Consider the following 17,643-nt stretch of genomic DNA (forward strand, 5'->3'; position numbering starts at 1 on the left):
TAGGCACTGACTTCGTGGCGGGCCCGTCCCTGCTACCGCATCCACCGGGTGTCCCTTTTCCTGCCGCCGCCTTACGTGTGGGGTGCCTGCGCCGCCGGGGCCGCCGGTGGGGCTGCGGCCCGGACGGCGCAGGCATGTCAGGTCGGTCGGTTGGTTCAGCCGCTGTACGGAGCGGTGACGTCCAGGACCCAGGTGATGCCGAAGCGGTCGGTGAGCATGCCGTACAGCGGTGCCCACTGCGCGGGCTCCAGCGGACGCACGATGGTCGAGCTCTCGGCGAGCTTGCCCCACAGGGCGCTGATCTCCTCGGCGTCGTCGCCACGCACGGAGACGAAGAACGGGTTCTCGCCCTGGTTCCAGGGCAGCTGCGAGGGCACGTCGTAGGCCATCACGTGGAAGCCGTTGTCGCCGGCCACCTCGCCCCACATCACCCAGTCCGCCTCGCTCTCATCCTGCACGGCGCCCGCGTCCTTGTAGGTGACCGCGACAGTACGTCCGCCGAAGACGGACTGGTAGAAGTCCAGCGCCTCACGTGCGGTGCCCCGGAAGTTCAGGTGAGTGGTGGTCGTGACGGACATGACCTGCTCCTTGCTCGATGTGATGAATACACCGCCGCCCGTCCCAGCTCCAGCGGCGGCTGCCGTGACCAGGAGCGATGCCTCCCGAGCGGCTCGTATGCCACGATGGCAGAGGTAGAGGACAGGTTGTGTCCGGTACTCCAGGGAGTATGGGTGCCATGCATAAAACGTCTGCCCGGCTGCTCGCGCTGCTCTCGCTCCTTCAAACGCCCCGTGACTGGTCCGGCGATGATCTCGCCGAGCGTCTCGGCATCACGTCGCGCACGGTGCGCCGTGACATCGACCGCCTGCGCGAACTCGACTACCCGATCAAGACCCTCAAAGGACCGGCCGGCGGCTACCGTCTGGAGGCCGGCACTCACCTGCCGCCCATGTTGTTCGACGACAACCAGGCCGTCGCCCTGGCCGTCGCGCTGCAGACCGCGGCCGCCGGCACCACCGTCGCCGAAGACGCTACCCGCGCGCTGGCCACCCTCCGCCAGGTCATGCCACCCCGCCTGCGCCACCGCATCGACCTGTTGCACATCACCGCCGTCCAACCGCCCGCGGCGGTCGGCGACACCCCCCAGGTCGACGCCCAGGTCCTGATGGACCTGAGCCGCGCCATCCAAGCCCGCGAGGAACTGCGCTTCGACTACGCCCCGGGTCCAAGCACCTCGGCCGATGACGTCCGCCGCACAGAACCCCACCACCTGGTCACCTGGCGTCATCGCTGGTACCTCGTGGCCTGGGACCTCCACCGCGAGGACTGGCGTACCTTCCGCGCCGACCGCATCCGGCCCCGCACACCCACCGGCCCCCGCTTCACCCCTCGTGACCTCCCCGGCGGCACTGTCTCCACCTTCATCACCAGCCGGTTCCGCGGCAACGACGGCACCACCACCGACTGGCCCTGCCAAGGCGAAGTCATCCTCCGCCTCCCGGCCGCCGATGTCGCGCCCTTCGCCGAGGACGGAATCGTTGAGGAACTCGGCTCCCGTCACTGCCGGCTCATCCTCGGCTCCTGGTCATGGACCGGTCTCGCCGCCGCCATCGGCCGCTTCGACACCGATATCGAAGTCATCGGCCCACCCCGACTGGCCACCGCATTCGGGGACCTCGCCGCCCGCTACGCCCACGCCGCCCGCACCACAAGACCAGAGACCGGCCCGGCGCGGTGAGAACAGAACTCACCACGTCGCTCAAGCCCTCCGAACCTCCGGGGCCGACCCAACACTCAGTTGCACGCGGTCCGAGAGCAGGGAAGAGGTTCGCATGAACGACCCTTTGCCGGATCAGCTCACCGTCTGCAAGTCCACCGGCCACGCCGCCCTGGACGTGGCCGCCGCGCACGTCGTCCACCGCACGCCGACCGGCAGCCGTACGAACGGCCCGCGCCGCTAGCGCCCGACGCCGACGCCGGCACCCGCACCCACACCCGCACCCGCACCCGCACCCGCACCCGCGCATCGCCGGGCCCCCACGCACCGCTTCCGGCACCCATCCGAACCATTCGACGCGCGTGCCCCGTACAGCACCGCCGTACCCCGTCGTCACACCCTCCACTTCCACAACACCCGAGGTCAGAGCGCCGCGACGGCCCTCACCAGGGAGTTCACGGAAGTCTCTGCGCGCGGTCCGGCACCCGCATAGCGTGCGCTCACCCGAACAGTTGAACCGCTCCCCCATTTCCGCGCGGTCCGCACTCAGGGGCCACGACCCAGCAGGAGATCCTGGGATGTCCACCCACAGTTCCGAGTTACCTCCGGCCCGGCACCGGCCCGGCCGCCACGCCTCCCGAGCCGCGACCCCGCAGTGGGCCGCACCGCAGGACGGGACCAGCCGGTCGGTGCACGCCCGACCGTGCACCAGCAGGCACCGCGACCTCCGCCGCCTGCGCCGGGCCTGCCGCTGGCAACGGCGCGTCGCCACGTTCGCCGCGCTCGGCTACTTCGCCGTCTTCCTCACCCTCACCGTCGAAGCCCCCTCCGTCATGACCCGCGCCGCACCGGGCGGCCTCCCCACCGGACTCCTCCTCGCCCTGGTGCAACTGCCCGTCACCTGGCTGGCCGTGATCCTCTACGAGTACACCGCGCGCCGGTACGTCGACCCGCTGGCCCGTCTGGTACACCACAGGCCCGACCACGTCCCGCACGAGGAGATACGGTCGTGACGGAGTTCGACGGCACCGCGCAGTCCTGGTCCCTGGTGGCGTTCTGCAGTGTCGTGACGCTGACGCTCATGCTCTGCGTGCTCACCGGTCCCGACCGCGACGACCTCGACGAGTTCTACACCGGCTACCGCTCCCTGTCACCCCTGCGCAACGGCCTGGCCATCGCCGGTGACTACATCTCCGCCGCCACCGTGCTCACCATCGGCGGGGTCATCGCGCTGTGCGGCTACGACGGTGTCGTACTGGCCCTGAGCACCGTGCTATCCCTGCTGCTCCTGATGGTGCTGCTGGCCGAACCCCTGCACCACACCGGCCGGTTCACCATGGCCGACGCACTCGGCAGACGGCTGCCGGGCCGTGCGGTGCGCGTCACCGCGTGCCTGGTCACCCTCGCCGCGCTGGTGCCGATGATGGTCGTCCAACTGGCCGGGGTGGGCCAGCTGCTGGCATACGTCCTCGGCTTCCCCGACGGCGCGATGCGGACCGGCTGCGTCATCGGGGCAGGCACCCTGATGATCAGCTACGCGGCCATCGGGGGCATGCGGGGCACCGCCCTGATCCAGATCCTCAAGACGGTCATCCTGCTCGGGTCGGGCCTTGTCGTCGCCGGCCTCATCCTGCACACCTTCGGATGGAGCCCCCGAACCCTCTTCCAGGCCGCCGCCCACGGCAGCGGCGCCGAGGAGAACTTCCTGCACTACGGTCTGCAGTTCGCGAGCGGTCCGCACCGCGGACTCGACATGGTGAGCACCCAGTGCGCCATCGTGCTGGGCGGCGCCTGTCTGCCGCACGTCACCATGCGGATGTACACCGCCGGCAGCGCTCCGCAGGTGCGCCGCGCGATGTCCTGGGCGATCTCGACGGTCACCCTGTTCATCGCCGTGATCACCGTGATCGGCGTGGGCGCCACGGCCCTCATCGGGCGCGCGGGCGTCGCCGGTGCCGACCCGCGCGGCAACACCGCCTACCTGCTCGGTTCACGAGCCGCGTTCGGGGTGCACCTCTCCCGCCCCGAGAGCCTGCTGTTCGCCACCGTCACGACGGCGATCTTCCTGACCCTGCTTGCCTCCGTGGCCAGCATGACGCTGGCCTGCGCCAACTCACTGGCCCACGACATCGCCGCCGCCCGGCCCAACGTGTCGCCGCTGCGCGAGATGGCCCTGGCGAGGGCTGCCGCGCTGGCCGTGGGCCTCCCGGTCATCGTGCTGGCCGTCATCGCCCAGCACCGCAGCCTCCAGCCGCTCGCCACCGTCTCCTTCTGCCTCGGCGCGTCGGCCATCGCCCCCGCGCTCGTCTACAGCCTCTTCTGGCGGCGCTTCACCCGCGCCGGCCTGCTGTGCACGCTCATCGGCGGAACCGTCAGCGTCCTCGTCCTCATGACCGGCACCAACCTTGTCTCCGGCTCCCCCGGATCGGCGTTCCCGGAAGTCGACTTCAACTGGTTCCCTTTCACGACCACCGCTCTCGTCTCGGTACCGGCGGGTTTCCTGTGCGGCCTGCTCGGCACCCTCCTGTCCGGCCGGAAGGCGACCGCACGCGAACGCGAACGCTATGCGGCCATCGAACCCCTCCTCCTCGCCGGCCCACCAGGTCCCAGGAGCCGGTGAATCCGTCCGCCCCGGTCCCGGCCCCACAGCCGGGACGCGGTCCGCGCCGAGAGCAGCGAGCCGAAGGCCGGGCGCAGCCGTGTCCCCGCGCCGAGCGTGATCGTTACTTCCGTTGCCGAACGACCACCGCCCGGTGAGCGCATCGGTGTCACCTCGTCCGTGCCTCCGTCCGAGGCACAAACACCGTCAGCGGAGAGGAAGAGCACTGGTGAGCGGCTGGATCACCGTCGGTCTCGGAACGGCCGCCGCGCTCTGCCCCCTGCCGGGCGCCGGCGGTCCGGCCGTCCTCGTCGACACCACGCACACCACCGCGCACGTGGTGGTGTGCGCCGACGACGGCTGGGTCGAGATCGGCGCCTCCTCCGGGCATCGGCCGGCCACCCCTTCGCCCACGCCCGCACGGCGGCCGTCGCGCACGCCGGTCCCACGGGCACCGGCACCTCCCCCTGTCGACCGCCTGGCGGCTCCGCACCCCCCGGCACCTCCGCTCCCCCGGCCCGCCGTACGGCCGGCACCCGCACCGCAACCGCCGCCCGAGACCGACCGCGTCGACACCGACGCGCCCGCCCCGGCCCCCGCCCCGGCGCCACGCGCCGCACCCTTCCGCTGGGTGCCCCGCTTCCACTACGGGGGCGGGTCCGCCCGCCCGGCGCCCGCCGGCCTGTCCACCACGATGACCACCGTCGTGATCACCACTCCCGCCATCCTGGCCGCCGCCGCGCTGCGCCCGGGCTCCCGGCGTCGCAACGGCGGCTGACCCGCCCGCGGGCCGCCCTTCACCGCGTCCGCGACACCGCTTCGTCCGCGTGTCCGCCCGTCCCCCTCGTCGCCCCTCCTCTCGCCGCCCGTCCGCCCGTCCTGGAGTCCTGCTGTGCCGGAATGGCTGATCTACACCCTGGTCTGTGCGCTGGTCTGCGCCTTCGTCGTCGCCGCCACCGTGATGCGCCACCGCCGCGTCGCGGACGACGAGGACACCTCACAGACTCCCGACGTACTCGAGTACATGGTGATGATGGTCGGCGTCGTCTACGCCATCGTCCTGGGCCTGGCGATCGCCGGCGTCTGGGAGGCACGCGGCGCCGCCGAGGACACCGTGCAGCGCGAGGCCCAGGCGCTCTACGAGATCGACCAGCGTCTGGACGTCTACCCCGCCGCCTTCCACGTCCAGGTCCAGCAGCACATCGACGCCTACGCCCGACACGCCGTCACCACCGAGTGGCCGGCCATGGAGGACGACGGTCCGGTCGACGCCACCGGCGGCCGGTTGCTGACCCGCATCCGCCGTGACATCGCGCACCACACGCCCACCGACGAACTCCAGGCGCAGGCCTACCAGCCGCTCCTCGACCAGGTCGCCGCCGCCGACGACGCGCGCCACCAGCGCCTCGACAGCGCCGGCAGCACCCTGCCGGGGGTGGTCTGGTTCGGCCTGATCGCCGGCGGGATGGTCACACTGGGCCTGCTCTACGCATTGCAGATCCGTCGTTCCGCCCGGGAGTTGATGCTGGCCACCGCGTTCAGCGCCCTGGTGGTCTTCCTGCTCTTCCTGGTCTGGAGCTTCGACGCGCCCTTCGGCCACTCGGGCACCGACTCGGCTCAGCCGTTGCAGGAGTTGTACGCGAGCACGGCCTGAGCCCGACGGCTCGACCGCTCAGCCCCTCCGCGCCGCGCGCTCACGTCGGGCGGGACTGGCGCGGCGGGTTCATGGCCCAGCGGATGGTCCGGGTCAGGGCCTGTCCGGTGGGGCGTACGGCGAGGTTCTCGACGACCGGCACCCGGGGCAGCCACAGCATGCCGCGGGCCCAGGGCGGGAGCAGCACGACGGCGTTCGCGGCCAGCCCGCCGTAGAAGGGGCGCATCGCGAGGGGCAGGGGTGGCTGGAACAGCAGGAAGCGGGCGGCGGCCCGGGCCTCGGAGGTGGCCCTGAGCTCGTGCCGGTAGGCCGTCAGGCGCTCGGACAGTTCTCGGCGGTCGCGTGGTGGGTCGCTCACCCCCAGCGCGTCGGCGACGCGCGCGGTGTCGGCCACGTAGGCGTCGTAGCCGGCGGCGTCCAGCGGGCGGGCCCCGAAGCGTTCGTGAGCACGCAGGAAGCTGTCCGTCTCGGCGGCGTGCACCCAGCCGAGCAGGTGCGGATCTGCCGCGTGGTAGGGCACGCCCTCGACCGTCGTTCCGCGGATCCGCTCATGGATGGCGCGGACGTGGTCGACCGCCCGCTGAGCGTCCGCGGCCGTGCTGTAGGTCGTGACGGCCAGGAAGGTGCTGGTGCGTTGCAGTCGGCCCCAGGGGTCGCCGCGGTATCCGGAATGCCCGGCCACCGCCGCCATGGCGAGCGGGTGCAGGGACTGCAGCAGCAGTGCGCTCAGCCCGCCGATGAACATCGAGGCGTCACCGTGGACGGTGCGGATCGGGCGGTCCGGTGCGAACCAGCGTGGGCCGGGGGTGTGGTGGATGCGGGCACGCGTCGCCGGTCCGTCGGGGCCGGCGACGCGCCGGAACAGCGCCCCGCCCAGTTGTTCACGCACTGCGGTCAGCATGGTCTGTCTCCCGTCTCCCCCCTCCAGTGTCCGCGATGCCCGCCCGGATCGGAGCACGGCTGTCAGTGGACCAGAGGAAGGAAGACCATGTCGACGATCTCTTCGAGGACGCCGTCGGGCACGGGAGCGAAGGTCGTGAGGATCTCGTGGCGCAGCAGGTCGAAGGGGAGGGACTTGATGCGTTCGGTGAGGTGTTCCGGTGTGATCTCGCCGCGGTCGACAGCACGGTCGAACAGCGCGTCGAGGGCTTCCTTGCGCCCCGTCACGAGGGGATCGCGCAGGTCGTCGGGGCTGGTACCGGTCTCCCGGTAGTAGTCGGCCAGCTGCACGCTCATGACGGTGATGAACGGGACCCGGGTGGCGTTGATCTCCCGCATGAGGGTGAGGACGTCCCCTCGCAGACTTCCCGTGTCGGGAGTGTCGAGGCGGTACTCCTTCAGGTTGTGGACGATGGCTGCCCGGACGAGTTCGTCGCGGTCCGACCAGCGGCGGTAGAGAACGGGCGGGCTGGTGCCCGCGCGCCGAACGACGGCGTCCATGGTGAACCGGGCGTAGCCGTTGTCCGTGAGTTCTCCCCAGGCCGCATCGAGGAGCGCCTTCTCCAGTGCCGCTCCGCGGCGTCGCTCGGGCATCCACCCCTCCTTGAATAGGCTTGCCTATCTTATTCTAGCGCCCCACCCTGGGAGCCGTAAGATAAATCGCCATATCTTAAAGGTGGTTCAGGGGGACGCGGTCCGTGAGGAGGCCGAGGTCCCGGGCTCGAGCGGGGAGAGCCGCGCGACGAGGCCGCCGACTGCGGGAGACCGGTGTCAGGCGGGCTGCCACAGCTCGACCCGATTGCCCTCGGGATCGGTGACCCAGCCGAATCGGCCGACACCCTCCATGTCCTGCGGTTCTCCGGCCACGTCCGCTCCCCTGGCGCGCAGCTGCGCGAGCATCGCATCCAGGTCGCGGACCCGGAAGTTGAGCATGGTCCGCTGGGTACGGGACCCGAAGTAGTCGGTCTCGGACTCGAACGCCGCGAACACCGTCGGCCCTGCTTCCTGCTGCCACAGGCCGTGCTCATCGGCGTCCAGACCCAGGCAATCGCGATACCACGCGCTCAGGGCCGCGGGGTCGGCTGCCCGCAGGAAGTACCCACCGATTCCAAGCACACGTTCCATGCCGCCATCTTGCCAGGACGGCGATCGGGCGGGCCGGCACCACACCACCGCCGGCCTCCCCGCCATCTCCATCGCCGGGCAACTCGTAGCACCCGACGTAAGACGGGGCGCAGCACGTCATGGCCGAGGGCGACCGGTGTGACTCCTGCCCTCCTCGGCCGGCGACCTGCGTCTCATCCGCGCTCGCGGAGGTACGTCTCCAGCTCGGCCGCCCCTGCCAGCATCGCCCGCCCGCGGACGGACAGCCGGCCGCGCCAGTCGCTCAGGGCGGCCTCCAGCGGCTCCAGCCCGCCGGCCTCCCGCACCTGGGCGATCAGCGGAGCGATCTGCCCCAGCAGATACCCGCCGCGCCTGAGCTGGTGGGCCAGCCGGGCGTCCCGTACATCGGCCTCCTCGTAGACGCGGTACCCGGTCAGCGGGTCGCGGCGCGGGCGCACCACCCCGGCACGCTCCCACTTGCGCAACGTCGCGGGCCGGAGCCCGAGCTTCCCCGCCAGCGGCCCGATGAACGTTCCGCCGGACCCTGTCACCCTGGTGGAGCCCGGACCCGGTTCGGGCTCGGCCGCCGCTGTGAGCTCGAGGTCACGGAGGGCGCGTCGCACGGCCTCGAGGGTCCGGCGGTCGTCGAGGAGCTGGGCGTGGCTCTCGTCGATGAGCCGGAAGGCCTCCTCGGCCGCGCCCTCGTTCACCGCCCGCATGATCAATGTCGCCGTCCGGTGGCCGTGGCCGGGCACCAGGGCGAGGAAGGCGCGCAGGGCCCCCGCGTGCAGCGAGGTGTAGGTGCGGTAGCCGTGGAGGGTTCGGTCGGCGGTCGGGAGGATGCCGGCCTCCTCGTAGTTCCTGATCGCCTGCGTCGACAGACCGTGCCCACGTGCCAGATCGACCGGCCTCAGCCGCTCACCGTTTTGAAGGTTCCGCTTCATCGACCCGCCGATATCGCGTAAAAGTTTCCACCGAAGGTTCAACGATACCGTTCAAGGCATGGCTGCTGACATCAAGCACACCGCCCAAACCTTCGAGGCCTCCGCCGTCATGAGGCTGCTCCCGGCCCGCCCACGGCTGCTCGCCCTCGGCGAGCCCACCCACGGCGAGGACACCCTGCTCGACCTGCGCAACGAGCTCTTCCGACAGCTCGTCGAGCAGGAAGGCTTCCGGACGATCGCGATAGAGAGCGACTGCCTGCGGGGCCTGGTCGTGGACGACTACGTCACCTCGGGGCGAGGCACCCTCGACGGAGTGATGGAGCGCGGATTCAGCCACGGGTGGGGAGCGTCCGCGGCCAACCGCGAGCTCGTGCGCTGGATGCGCGCCCACAACGACCGCCGGCCCGTGTCCGAGCGGGTCCGCTTCGCCGGTTTCGACGGCCCCGTGGAGATCACCGGCGCCGCGAGCCCCAGGCAGGCACTCACCGCGCTCCACGACTACCTGGCGGACCGCGTGAACGCGGACCTGCTCCCTTGCACCGCGGACACGCTCGACCGGCTGCTCGGTGCCGACGACCGGTGGACCGACCCCGCCGCCATGATGAACCCGTCCGCATCCGTAGGGCAGTCGGTCCAGGCCAGGGAGCTGCGACTGCTCGCCGACGATCTGGCGGCGCTGCTCGACGCGCAGGCACCGCACCTGCGAACGCCGGCCGCCTCACGGGACGACCTGGACAGGGCACGCCAGTACGGGCGCACCGCCGTCGGTCTGCTGCGCTACCACTTCTGGATGGCCGACACCTCACCGGGCCGCATGGCACGGATGGTGGGCCTGCGGGACCAGATGATGGCCGACAGCCTCCTCGCTGTCGCCGAACGGGGCCCGGCACTCGTCCACGCCCACAACGCCCATCTCCAGCGGGCCAAGAGCACGATGCGGATGGGCGGACTGCCGGTGGAATGGTGGAGCGCCGGCGCGCTGGTGAGCGCCCTCCTGGGCCGGGAGTACGCCTTCCTGGCCACGGCCCTCGGCACGCTCCGGCACCGGGGAGTGGACACCCCGCCACCGGACGCCGTCGAGGGGCTCCTCTACGCCCTCCCCGACCACCGCTACGTCGTCGACGCCTCAAGGCTCGCCACCGCCCTCGGCGACACTCGGCCCGCCGCCCGCGTGTCCCCCTGGTACGGCTACGCCCCACTCGACCCGGAGCACCTGGCCGGGCTCGACGGGATCGTGTTCGTCAAGGACGTGCCGCGGGCCTGACGACCGACTTCGCACCCGGCCGCAGTGACACGTCGGGGGCCGCGGTACCGACGCTGGTGCCCCCCGGCTGTCACATCCCCATAGCAGCCTGGTCACAGGGCCCCGCCGAAATCCCACCCTCCGGGTGCTCACCGTTCCGGGCATGGCAGCATGCCCTCTCAAGCATCACTGTCCAGGGGGGACAACCATGCGCACTCGCGCGACCATCGCCACCGCGGCTCTGCTCCTCGCCGCGCTCACCGCCTGCTCCTCGTCCGACGACGCTCCGGCCGCCAGCGACAGCGGGACACCCTCCGCCGAGCCCACCGTGAGTGTCCCCGCCGAGCACGAGGGCGACGACCTCGAGGCCGCCGTCGCCGTGTACACCGCCGCCTACTTCGCCGCCGACACCGACACCGCGTACGCCATGCTGTCCGCGCGCTGCGCGAAGGAGATCACCAAGGACACGTACGCCGGCGTCGTGAAGCAGGTGAAGACGGACTACGGGCCCGACCACCTGGCGACCGACGTGCAGGCCGACGTGTCGGGCGACCTCGGCCGCGCCACCTACAAGGTGGCAGGCCTGCCCAAGTTCGACCAGACGAAGCAGCCGTGGACGCTGGAGGGCGACGCCTGGAAGTACGACGCCTGCTGACCCGGGCCGGAAACTCCCGCTCCCCGTGCAGTCGGCCGGGCAGGAGGAATCAGCGGCGGCCGGACATGTCCCGGCCGACCCGGTACAGCTCCTGCGAGGTGGCGATCAGTTCCCGTCGCTCCTCCTTCGAACCCACCATGGGCTGGGAGCCACGGAGGGAGACCTGGGCGCTCTCGGGCAGGAAGCGGACGGTGAACAGCCCGATGGCGCCCGCCGCCATGAGGTAGTAGGCGGGCATCATGTCGTTTCCGGTGAGGCTCACCAGCGCCTCCGTGACCAGCGGAGTGGTACCGCCGAACGCGGCCACCGCGAAGTTGAAGCCGATGCCCATGGCGGCGTAACGGACGGCCGTCGGGAAGAGCGCGGGCAGTGTCGCGGCGCTCGGCGCGGCGAAGCACGCCAGCAGGGTGGACAGGATCAGCACACCGAGGATCGGGGGCCAGGTGCCGTCCATCTTGATCAGCGCGAAGGAGGGGATGGCGAGCAGGATCATGCCCACCGCCGCGAAGCCGTAGAGCGGGCGCCGTCCGACGCGGTCGCTGAGCCTGCCGAGGAACGTGATCAGCAGCACGATCCACACCATGCCCACGAGCACGAGGACGTCCGCGGAACTGCTGGAGCGGCCGAGGGTCTCCGTCTGATACGTGGGCAGGAACCCCGTGACCATGTAGTTGGTGACGTTGTAGAGCAGTACGAGTCCCGTGCAGATGAGCAGGGCCCGCCAGTGCTCCCGGACGATGGTCCGGAACTCGGTGCCCGCCGATTCCTTGGCGAGGCTCTGCTCGTGTTCGTCGAGCTGCTGCTGGAAAGCGGGCGACTCCTCGAGCTTGAGACGCATGTAGAGGCCGATCACCCCGAGCGGGCCCGCGATCAGGAACGGGATCCGCCAGCCCCAGGAGAGCATCTGCGCGTCGCTGAGGGCGAGATTCAGCGTGGTGACCAGGGCGGAGCCCAGCGCGTACCCGACGAAGGTGCCGAAGTCGAGCCAGCTGGAGAGGAAGCCGCGACGACGGTCGGGCGAGTACTCGGCGACGAAGGTCGTGGCGCCTCCGTACTCGCCGCCGGTGGAGAAGCCCTGCAGCATGCGGGCCAGCAACAGCAGGATCGGTGCGGCGATGCCGATCGTGGCGTAGCTGGGGATCAGACCGATGGCGAACGTGCCGACCGCCATCATGATCATGGTGGTGGCGAGGATCTTCTGCCGGCCGAGACGGTCCCCGAGCGGCCCGAAGACGAGGCCGCCCAGCGGGCGCACGACGAACGCCGCCGCGAAGGTGGCGAACGACGAGATCACCTGCGCGGCGGGAGACGCCCCGGGGAAGAAGACCTTTCCGATGGTGGCGGCGAGGTAGCTGTAGACGCCGAAGTCGAACCACTCCATACAGTTGCCGAGCGCCGAGGCACCGACCGCACGCCGGAGCAACGGGGATTCGACGACCTGGACGTCCTCGTCGCGGAAGGGACGCTTGTTCCGCTTCAGCCTGCTCGTCAGATCCTGACGGACCTGTGCGGGCAGACCGGCGATCTCGCTAGTCCCGGACCGAGCTGGTTCGGGCTGCCCGTCGGTCAGTGCGTCAGCCACTGCGGTTCCTTACCTGTATTGCGTGAGATGACCTGTGCGCACAGTGAGGCGCCAGGTGTTTTCCATGCGTACAGAGCCTGCTGCCCGCTTTCGCGTGACTCACGCAGTGACCGCGGACACCCCGACGCACCCCAGGACCGGAGGGGGTAGTGTGCGGCGCAGCCCCCTGGACAACACCTCCCGGACAGCCCGGCGGCCCGGCGGCAAGACACCGAACGGCAAGGAGGTCCCGGCCGGTGCCGGGTGTCTCAGCGGACGTCGACCGAGCGGCCGTCCGGCATGGCCGGGTCGATGTGCCAGCTGACGATCCGTTCCGGGTGGATGCGGATGATGTCGGGGCTGGTCATTCCTGGCGGTCCGGGTGGATCGTCCACGGTGAGTGTCTCCGCCCGGCCGCGGATCTCCACGCCCCGCCCCATACCGGGTTTGATCGCATCCGGGCCGTCCGGTGTCATGTCGTCGATGACGAAGGCCACGCGGGGGTTGGCCAGGACATTGCGCCAGCGCTGGGTGGAGGCCACCCAGGGGCCGCCGAGGTCGATGGTCCCGTCCTGGTTCAGCCGAAATCCCAGCGGTCGCACCTGGGGGGTTCCATCCGGTCCCATCGTGGCGAGCCGTCCCAGGAACCGCCCTTCCAGGTAGTTGCGTTCGGCTTCGTTGAAGGCCATGACCGTGCCTGCCTTTCAGTTCCGGGAGCGGCTGGAACGCAGGCTAGAACCTCAACCCTGGTTGAGGTCAACGCCGGCCCGGCGCGGGTGCCACCGGTCGGCGCGATCCACGTTCGAGTACCTCCGTGTGTTCGGCGGAACGTGGGGTGACTCCGGGATTCGTGTCCATCGCGACGCACCACGGTCGGCGCCGCCCGTCCGGGGTGGCGGGGGGCGCGGTCGACCCGTGTTCGCTCCGTTCCTGATCCCGGTTCCTGATCACGGTTCCTGATCACGGTTCCTGATCACGGTTCCTGCCTGCGGTTTCCCGCCGACGCGCCGCGCGCCGCCGGAAGGTCGTTGTCCCGCTTGAGGTCGCGCCGCACGCCTACGGATCGGAACGGGCCGCGCCTGCCCGGGCCGCCAGGGCCTGGCGCAGCAGAGCGGCCCCGAGCGGGGTCAGCGCGTTCTCAGGCATCGCACGTGACGGTCTGAAGCAAGTCCTAGCCGATGAGGGTCTCCTTCGGGCGGACCACGCAGAACTCGTTCCCCTCCGGATCGGCCAGCACCGTCCATGACTCGTTGCCGCTCTGGCCGACGTCCGACCTGCGGGCGCCGAGCGCGATGATGCGCTCGATCTCGGCCTCCCGGTCCTCCGCGGCGGCCGTCAGATCGAGGTGCAGACGGTTCTTGGCGACCTTGCGGTCCGTCACCGGCATGAAGCAGATGCCCACCGGCGCCGTCTCGTCAGGCCCGATCACGATTTCCCGCTCCCGCTCGGACAGGATCCGCCAGCCCAGCACCTCGGCCCAGAACCGGGCCAGCGTGGGCAGATCGTGAGCGTCGATGACGATGTGATGCAGCGAGAGAGGCATGCGGGCCAGTCTGCCCGGTGATCGCCCGAACAGCCCTAGCCGTGCTTGACACGGGTCAGGAAGAAGTCCCGGACGTCCTCGGCGAGCAGCTCCGGTACCTCCATCGCGGCGAAGTGGCCACCGCGCTCGAACTCCGACCAGTGCCTGATGTCGTACAGCCGCTCGGCCAGGGGTCGCACCGACTGCGTGATGTCGTGCGCGAACACCGCCACGCCCACCGGCACCGGGCACGGCTCGATCCGCCGTGGCGTCTCGCGGTGCAACCGCGCAGCCGAAGCCGCGGTGGCGGTCAGCCAGTACAGCGAGATGCCGGTGAGCATCCGCTCGTCGCTGATCTGCGACCGCGGGTCGGTCCACTGTGCGAAGCGCTCGGCGATCCAGGCCAGTTGGCCGACCGGTGAGTCGGTCAGCGCGTAGCCGATGGTCTGCGGGGTGGTGGCCTGCAGACTCTGGTACGGCGGACGATTCGCCATCAGCTGCCGGACCTTGGCCAGCCGGGCTTCATCCGTTTCGGACAGTTCGATGTCGGCGTCCGGATCGGGGCGGGTCGGCAGGTAGTTGACGTGGACGCCGACCACCTGCTCGGGTGCCACCGCGCCGAGCGCCAGGGAGATGCCCGAACCGAAGTCGCCGCCCTGCGCGCCGTAGCGCTCGTACCCGAGGCGGCGCATCAGCTCGGCCCAGGCCCGCGCGACGTGGACGATGTCCCAGCCGCGCTCGTGGGTCGGCCCTGAGAAGCCGTAGCCCGGGATGGACGGGATCACCAGATGGAAGTCGCGCGACAGCGGTTCGATCACCTCGAGGAACTCCAGAAACGAACCGGGCCAGCCGTGGGTGAGGATCAGCGCGAGCGCGTCCGGCTTCGCGGACCGGACGTGGACGAAGTGGATGTTCTGGCCGTCGATCTCGGTGGTGAAGTGCGGAAGCTCGTTGAGCTGGGCCTCATGGGCGCGCCAGTCGTAGCCGGTGCGCCAGTACTCGGCGAGCTCCTTCAGCCGCGCCAGCGGGAAGCCGTAGTCCGGCCCGGCGTCGGCGACCTCGTTGGGCCAGCGGGTGCGGGAGAGGCGGTCGGTCAGGTCATCGAGGTCGGCCTGGGGAATGTCGATACGGAAGGGCGTGATCATGGTCATCGCTCCTGGATTGGTTTGTGAAGCTAACGTTAGTGCCACTAACGAAGGTAGACTGTTAGTGGCACTAACACAAGAGGTGGAGGATCCCCCCGATGAGCCCGACCCCCGAACCCACCCCGGCCCGGCTACGCGTCGTTCCCAGCCGCCTGCTCGCCGGGGTCGCGGTCGTCGCCGACCGGCTCGTCGGCGAGCGCCTGGCCGCCGAAGACGCCCACAAGTGGCACTTCGCCGTGCTGGTCACGCTCGCCGAGGCCGGCGCCGCCAGTCAGGCCGAACTCAGCCGCCGCACCGGCATCTACCGCAGCGACATGGTCGCCGTCCTCAACAAGCTCGCGGACACCGCATGCATCCGCCGCGAACCGGATCCCGCCGACCGCCGCCGCAACGTCGTCACCCTCACCGCCACCGGCCGCCGCCGCCTGGAGCGCCTCGATACGCTCATCGCCGACGCCCAGCGCGAACTCCTCGCCCCCCTCACCCCTGTCCAGCAGGATGAACTCATCCTTCTGCTGACCGTTCTGACGGATCATCACCGCCCTGCCCACTGACGCCCGCCGGGGATGTCGGCATGCCGTACCGAGATCGAGGGCCCGTGAAGGAACGAGGTGCAAATGCGCGTGCGCCGTGTCGCGTTCGCTACCGTGTCGGTCCATGACGGTCCTGATCATCGGGGGCAGCGGTTTCCTGGGCGCCGAACTGATCCGGCAGGCCACCGCGGCGGGGAAAGCGACATCCGCGACGTTCGCATCCAGGCCCGGCAGGGCCGCGGGTGTGGCCTGGCATCCGCTCGACCTCCGCGACCCCGCACGTGTCTCCAGGTTGATCGCCGACGTGGCCCCGTCGATCATCGTGAACACGTCGAGCGCCAAGGCCGACTGGGCGGTCACCGCCGATGGCCCCATCCGCTTGGCGCTGTCCGCCGCCGAGCAGGGCTGCCGCCTGGTGCATGTCTCCAGCGACGCGGTGTTCTCCGGTGCGCGCGTCCGTTACGACGAGAGCTGCCCGCCCGATCCGGTCACCCCGTACGGCGCCGCGAAGGCCGCTGCCGAAACGGCGGTGCGGCTCCTGATGCCCACCGCCGCCGTCGTACGGACGTCGCTGATCATCGGGCACGGCCGGTCCGTGCACGAGCGTGCGGTGCACGCCCTGGCGGACGGCACGCACGACGGGGTCCTGTTCACCGACGACATTCGCTGCCCGGTCCATGTCGAGGACCTGGCCGCCGCCTTGTGGGAGATCGCACTGTCCGACGCGGCCGGGATGTTCCACGTCGCCGGATCGGACGCCCTGAGCCGCCACGACCTCGGTGTGCTGATCGCCCGGCGCGACGGCCTTGACGGTGCGCGGCTGCCCGCAGGGCGGCGAGCCGAGTCCTCCCGGCCCGGAGCCCTCGACGTACGTCTCGACAGCGGCGCGACGCAGGACCGGTTGCGGACGAGGCTCCGCGGCGCCCACGAGTTTCTTCGCTGAGCGTTACGGCTTGCCGCACCGAAGCGCCGTCGGCGTCCGACCGAACCAGCGCCGCAAGCACGCGTCCGCGCCGACTGTTCCGAAAGCCCGGAGAGCGCCGCATGCCACATCGAGCGGGAGGACTCCGTGAGGTACTGGTGCGCGAGTTCCCTCAGCGCCTCGTCGCGCAGGCGGTCGAAACCGGTTCCCTCCTCGGTGAGGCGCCGTCGCAGCGTCCTGGCGTCCAGGCGGGTCGCGGAACTCGTCGCCGATCAGTCCACGGTCATGACACCAGTGGCGGTCGGTGATGGCCCGACGTGCGTGCCGGGCGGCGTTACGACTGTTGCGCGGTCCGGTATCGCAGATGCGTGACGGTGGGCGAACCGATCACTTCGGCCGGCGTCAGGGCCAGTTCTGCGAGGTCGTCGAAGAGACGCTCTCCCGCGCCGAGAACCACGGGCACCAGGTGCAGCACCAGCTCGTCGAGCAGCCCCGCAGCAAGGTACTGACGCACCGTCGCCGCGCCGCCCGCGATCTCCACGTCCCTCGCACCCGCGGCCTTACGCGCCCGTTCGAGGGCGACTTCAGGGCCCTCGGTGACAAAGGTGAACGTCGTACCGCCGTCCATCTCGAGCGGTTGCCGCTCGTGATGGGTGAGGACGAAGACGGGCGCGTGATACGGCGGCTCGGACCCCCACCAGCCTGTCCAGCTCTCGTCCCACGCGCCACGGCCAGGTCCGAACATGTTGCGCCCCATGATGTGCGCACCAGTGTTCTCGTGCAGCGCCCGAAGAAGCTGCGCGTCGCGCTCCCGCCCGGGTTGGTCCACCTCGAGCATCCAGGCGGTGAGTGCGCCGGCTCCGGTACCGAAGGGGGTCTCGAGGCTCTGACCTGGGCCTGCGGTGAATCCGTCCAGTGAAATGGCGAGGTTTGCGGTAACGATGCTCACGGTGCCTTGCCTTTCCGTATGTGGGTCGTTCACCGGACCAGTACAGCTTGCCCGAGCGCGGGTCGGCGGGCACCTCGTGGAGACATGCCGGCTCGGCGGCGTGCGGGGCTCGCACATGCCCGGTCTCCCCCGGCAGCACTCGCGGCGGTCCGGACC

The 17,643-nt window shown here is 70.6% G+C and carries 20 protein-coding genes; 10 read left to right on the top strand and 10 right to left on the bottom strand.

What is annotated here, in order from left to right; translation table 11 throughout:
* Positions 1–155 precede the first annotated feature (155 nt).
* A complete protein-coding gene (locus ACFWBB_RS37270; RefSeq protein ID WP_385282001.1) occupies positions 156–578 on the bottom strand; it encodes a VOC family protein in 423 nt (140 codons plus the stop codon).
* A gap of 158 nt (positions 579–736) precedes the next feature.
* Here ACFWBB_RS37270 and ACFWBB_RS37275 point away from each other — a divergent pair, with 158 nt between their 5' ends.
* The 6 genes from ACFWBB_RS37275 to ACFWBB_RS37300 all read left to right on the top strand — a co-directional run bounded on the left by ACFWBB_RS37275 (position 737) and on the right by ACFWBB_RS37300 (position 5,970).
* Positions 737–1,738 (top strand): helix-turn-helix transcriptional regulator, encoded by a 1,002-nt coding sequence (locus tag ACFWBB_RS37275; RefSeq protein ID WP_385282004.1) that lies wholly within the window; start codon positions 737–739, stop codon positions 1,736–1,738.
* 94 nt (positions 1,739–1,832) lie between these two features.
* On the top strand, positions 1,833–1,961 hold the full coding sequence (locus ACFWBB_RS37280) for a hypothetical protein (RefSeq protein WP_385282007.1): 129 nt from the start codon (positions 1,833–1,835) through the stop codon (positions 1,959–1,961).
* Positions 1,962–2,295: 334 nt separating this feature from the next.
* Positions 2,296–2,730 carry a DUF485 domain-containing protein gene (locus ACFWBB_RS37285; RefSeq protein WP_385282010.1) on the top strand — a complete coding sequence of 145 codons (435 nt, stop codon included), beginning with the start codon at positions 2,296–2,298 and terminating at the stop codon, positions 2,728–2,730.
* Positions 2,727–4,337, top strand: coding sequence for a cation acetate symporter (locus tag ACFWBB_RS37290; RefSeq protein ID WP_385282013.1), 1,611 nt, complete (start codon positions 2,727–2,729; stop codon positions 4,335–4,337). Before ACFWBB_RS37285 ends, ACFWBB_RS37290 begins: the two co-directional genes overlap by 4 nt.
* Before the next feature lie 208 nt (positions 4,338–4,545).
* Positions 4,546–5,094: a hypothetical protein gene (locus ACFWBB_RS37295; RefSeq protein ID WP_385282016.1), complete on the top strand. Its 549-nt coding sequence runs from the start codon at positions 4,546–4,548 to the stop codon at positions 5,092–5,094.
* Between the two features lie 114 nt (positions 5,095–5,208).
* Positions 5,209–5,970: a hypothetical protein gene (locus ACFWBB_RS37300; RefSeq protein ID WP_385282018.1), complete on the top strand. Its 762-nt coding sequence runs from the start codon at positions 5,209–5,211 to the stop codon at positions 5,968–5,970.
* A 40-nt stretch (positions 5,971–6,010) separates the two neighbouring features.
* On the opposite strand, the gene ACFWBB_RS37305 is transcribed toward ACFWBB_RS37300, so the two are convergent.
* The 4 genes from ACFWBB_RS37305 to ACFWBB_RS37320 all read right to left on the bottom strand — a co-directional run bounded on the left by ACFWBB_RS37305 (position 6,011) and on the right by ACFWBB_RS37320 (position 8,957).
* Positions 6,011–6,871, bottom strand: coding sequence for an oxygenase MpaB family protein (locus ACFWBB_RS37305; protein WP_385282021.1), 861 nt, complete (start codon positions 6,869–6,871; stop codon positions 6,011–6,013).
* A gap of 62 nt (positions 6,872–6,933) precedes the next feature.
* Positions 6,934–7,503 (bottom strand): TetR/AcrR family transcriptional regulator, encoded by a 570-nt coding sequence (locus tag ACFWBB_RS37310; protein WP_385282024.1) that lies wholly within the window; start codon positions 7,501–7,503, stop codon positions 6,934–6,936.
* A gap of 177 nt (positions 7,504–7,680) precedes the next feature.
* Entirely contained in the window at positions 7,681–8,034 is a 354-nt protein-coding gene (locus tag ACFWBB_RS37315) for a VOC family protein (RefSeq protein WP_385282027.1), read from the bottom strand.
* Between the two features lie 173 nt (positions 8,035–8,207).
* Positions 8,208–8,957, bottom strand: coding sequence for a TioE family transcriptional regulator (locus tag ACFWBB_RS37320; protein ID WP_385282030.1), 750 nt, complete (start codon positions 8,955–8,957; stop codon positions 8,208–8,210).
* A 58-nt stretch (positions 8,958–9,015) separates the two neighbouring features.
* Here ACFWBB_RS37320 and ACFWBB_RS37325 point away from each other — a divergent pair, with 58 nt between their 5' ends.
* Both ACFWBB_RS37325 and ACFWBB_RS37330 read left to right on the top strand, forming a co-directional pair.
* Positions 9,016–10,221 (top strand): erythromycin esterase family protein, encoded by a 1,206-nt coding sequence (locus ACFWBB_RS37325; protein WP_385282033.1) that lies wholly within the window; start codon positions 9,016–9,018, stop codon positions 10,219–10,221.
* A 187-nt stretch (positions 10,222–10,408) separates the two neighbouring features.
* Positions 10,409–10,855, top strand: coding sequence for a hypothetical protein (locus ACFWBB_RS37330; protein ID WP_385282036.1), 447 nt, complete (start codon positions 10,409–10,411; stop codon positions 10,853–10,855).
* 49 nt (positions 10,856–10,904) lie between these two features.
* On the opposite strand, the gene ACFWBB_RS37335 is transcribed toward ACFWBB_RS37330, so the two are convergent.
* The 4 genes from ACFWBB_RS37335 to ACFWBB_RS37350 all read right to left on the bottom strand — a co-directional run bounded on the left by ACFWBB_RS37335 (position 10,905) and on the right by ACFWBB_RS37350 (position 15,083).
* On the bottom strand, positions 10,905–12,437 hold the full coding sequence (locus ACFWBB_RS37335) for an MFS transporter (protein ID WP_385282039.1): 1,533 nt from the start codon (positions 12,435–12,437) through the stop codon (positions 10,905–10,907).
* A gap of 248 nt (positions 12,438–12,685) precedes the next feature.
* Positions 12,686–13,105 (bottom strand): PPOX class F420-dependent oxidoreductase, encoded by a 420-nt coding sequence (locus tag ACFWBB_RS37340; protein ID WP_385282042.1) that lies wholly within the window; start codon positions 13,103–13,105, stop codon positions 12,686–12,688.
* A gap of 482 nt (positions 13,106–13,587) precedes the next feature.
* Positions 13,588–13,959 (bottom strand): VOC family protein, encoded by a 372-nt coding sequence (locus ACFWBB_RS37345; RefSeq protein ID WP_385282045.1) that lies wholly within the window; start codon positions 13,957–13,959, stop codon positions 13,588–13,590.
* A 35-nt stretch (positions 13,960–13,994) separates the two neighbouring features.
* A complete protein-coding gene (locus ACFWBB_RS37350) occupies positions 13,995–15,083 on the bottom strand; it encodes an epoxide hydrolase family protein (protein ID WP_385282048.1) in 1,089 nt (362 codons plus the stop codon).
* A 98-nt stretch (positions 15,084–15,181) separates the two neighbouring features.
* Here ACFWBB_RS37350 and ACFWBB_RS37355 point away from each other — a divergent pair, with 98 nt between their 5' ends.
* Positions 15,182–15,637: a MarR family winged helix-turn-helix transcriptional regulator gene (locus tag ACFWBB_RS37355; RefSeq protein ID WP_385282051.1), complete on the top strand. Its 456-nt coding sequence runs from the start codon at positions 15,182–15,184 to the stop codon at positions 15,635–15,637.
* 103 nt (positions 15,638–15,740) lie between these two features.
* Complete coding sequence (locus tag ACFWBB_RS37360) at positions 15,741–16,559, top strand: SDR family oxidoreductase (protein WP_385282053.1); 819 nt, start codon at positions 15,741–15,743, stop codon at positions 16,557–16,559.
* 313 nt (positions 16,560–16,872) lie between these two features.
* Here ACFWBB_RS37360 and ACFWBB_RS37365 read toward each other — a convergent pair whose 3' ends face one another.
* Positions 16,873–17,520 carry a dihydrofolate reductase family protein gene (locus ACFWBB_RS37365; RefSeq protein ID WP_385282056.1) on the bottom strand — a complete coding sequence of 216 codons (648 nt, stop codon included), beginning with the start codon at positions 17,518–17,520 and terminating at the stop codon, positions 16,873–16,875.
* Positions 17,521–17,643 lie beyond the last annotated feature (123 nt).

The sequence above is a fragment of the Streptomyces sp. NPDC060000 genome, assembly GCF_042737375.1.
Lineage (GTDB): Bacteria > Actinomycetota > Actinomycetes > Streptomycetales > Streptomycetaceae > Streptomyces.

Coding starts and splice junctions, on each gene's coding strand:
- ACFWBB_RS37270 (WP_385282001.1), bottom strand. CDS start 578: ATGTCCGTCACGACCACCACTCACCTGAACTTCCGGGGCACCGCACGT.
- ACFWBB_RS37340 (WP_385282042.1), bottom strand. CDS start 13,105: ATGGCCTTCAACGAAGCCGAACGCAACTACCTGGAAGGGCGGTTCCTG.
- ACFWBB_RS37345 (WP_385282045.1), bottom strand. CDS start 13,959: ATGCCTCTCTCGCTGCATCACATCGTCATCGACGCTCACGATCTGCCC.
- ACFWBB_RS37355 (WP_385282051.1), top strand. CDS start 15,182: ATGAGCCCGACCCCCGAACCCACCCCGGCCCGGCTACGCGTCGTTCCC.
- ACFWBB_RS37285 (WP_385282010.1), top strand. CDS start 2,296: ATGTCCACCCACAGTTCCGAGTTACCTCCGGCCCGGCACCGGCCCGGC.
- ACFWBB_RS37320 (WP_385282030.1), bottom strand. CDS start 8,957: ATGAAGCGGAACCTTCAAAACGGTGAGCGGCTGAGGCCGGTCGATCTG.
- ACFWBB_RS37305 (WP_385282021.1), bottom strand. CDS start 6,871: ATGCTGACCGCAGTGCGTGAACAACTGGGCGGGGCGCTGTTCCGGCGC.
- ACFWBB_RS37310 (WP_385282024.1), bottom strand. CDS start 7,503: ATGCCCGAGCGACGCCGCGGAGCGGCACTGGAGAAGGCGCTCCTCGAT.
- ACFWBB_RS37330 (WP_385282036.1), top strand. CDS start 10,409: ATGCGCACTCGCGCGACCATCGCCACCGCGGCTCTGCTCCTCGCCGCG.
- ACFWBB_RS37315 (WP_385282027.1), bottom strand. CDS start 8,034: ATGGAACGTGTGCTTGGAATCGGTGGGTACTTCCTGCGGGCAGCCGAC.
- ACFWBB_RS37275 (WP_385282004.1), top strand. CDS start 737: ATGCATAAAACGTCTGCCCGGCTGCTCGCGCTGCTCTCGCTCCTTCAA.
- ACFWBB_RS37325 (WP_385282033.1), top strand. CDS start 9,016: ATGGCTGCTGACATCAAGCACACCGCCCAAACCTTCGAGGCCTCCGCC.
- ACFWBB_RS37280 (WP_385282007.1), top strand. CDS start 1,833: ATGAACGACCCTTTGCCGGATCAGCTCACCGTCTGCAAGTCCACCGGC.
- ACFWBB_RS37350 (WP_385282048.1), bottom strand. CDS start 15,083: ATGATCACGCCCTTCCGTATCGACATTCCCCAGGCCGACCTCGATGAC.
- ACFWBB_RS37360 (WP_385282053.1), top strand. CDS start 15,741: ATGACGGTCCTGATCATCGGGGGCAGCGGTTTCCTGGGCGCCGAACTG.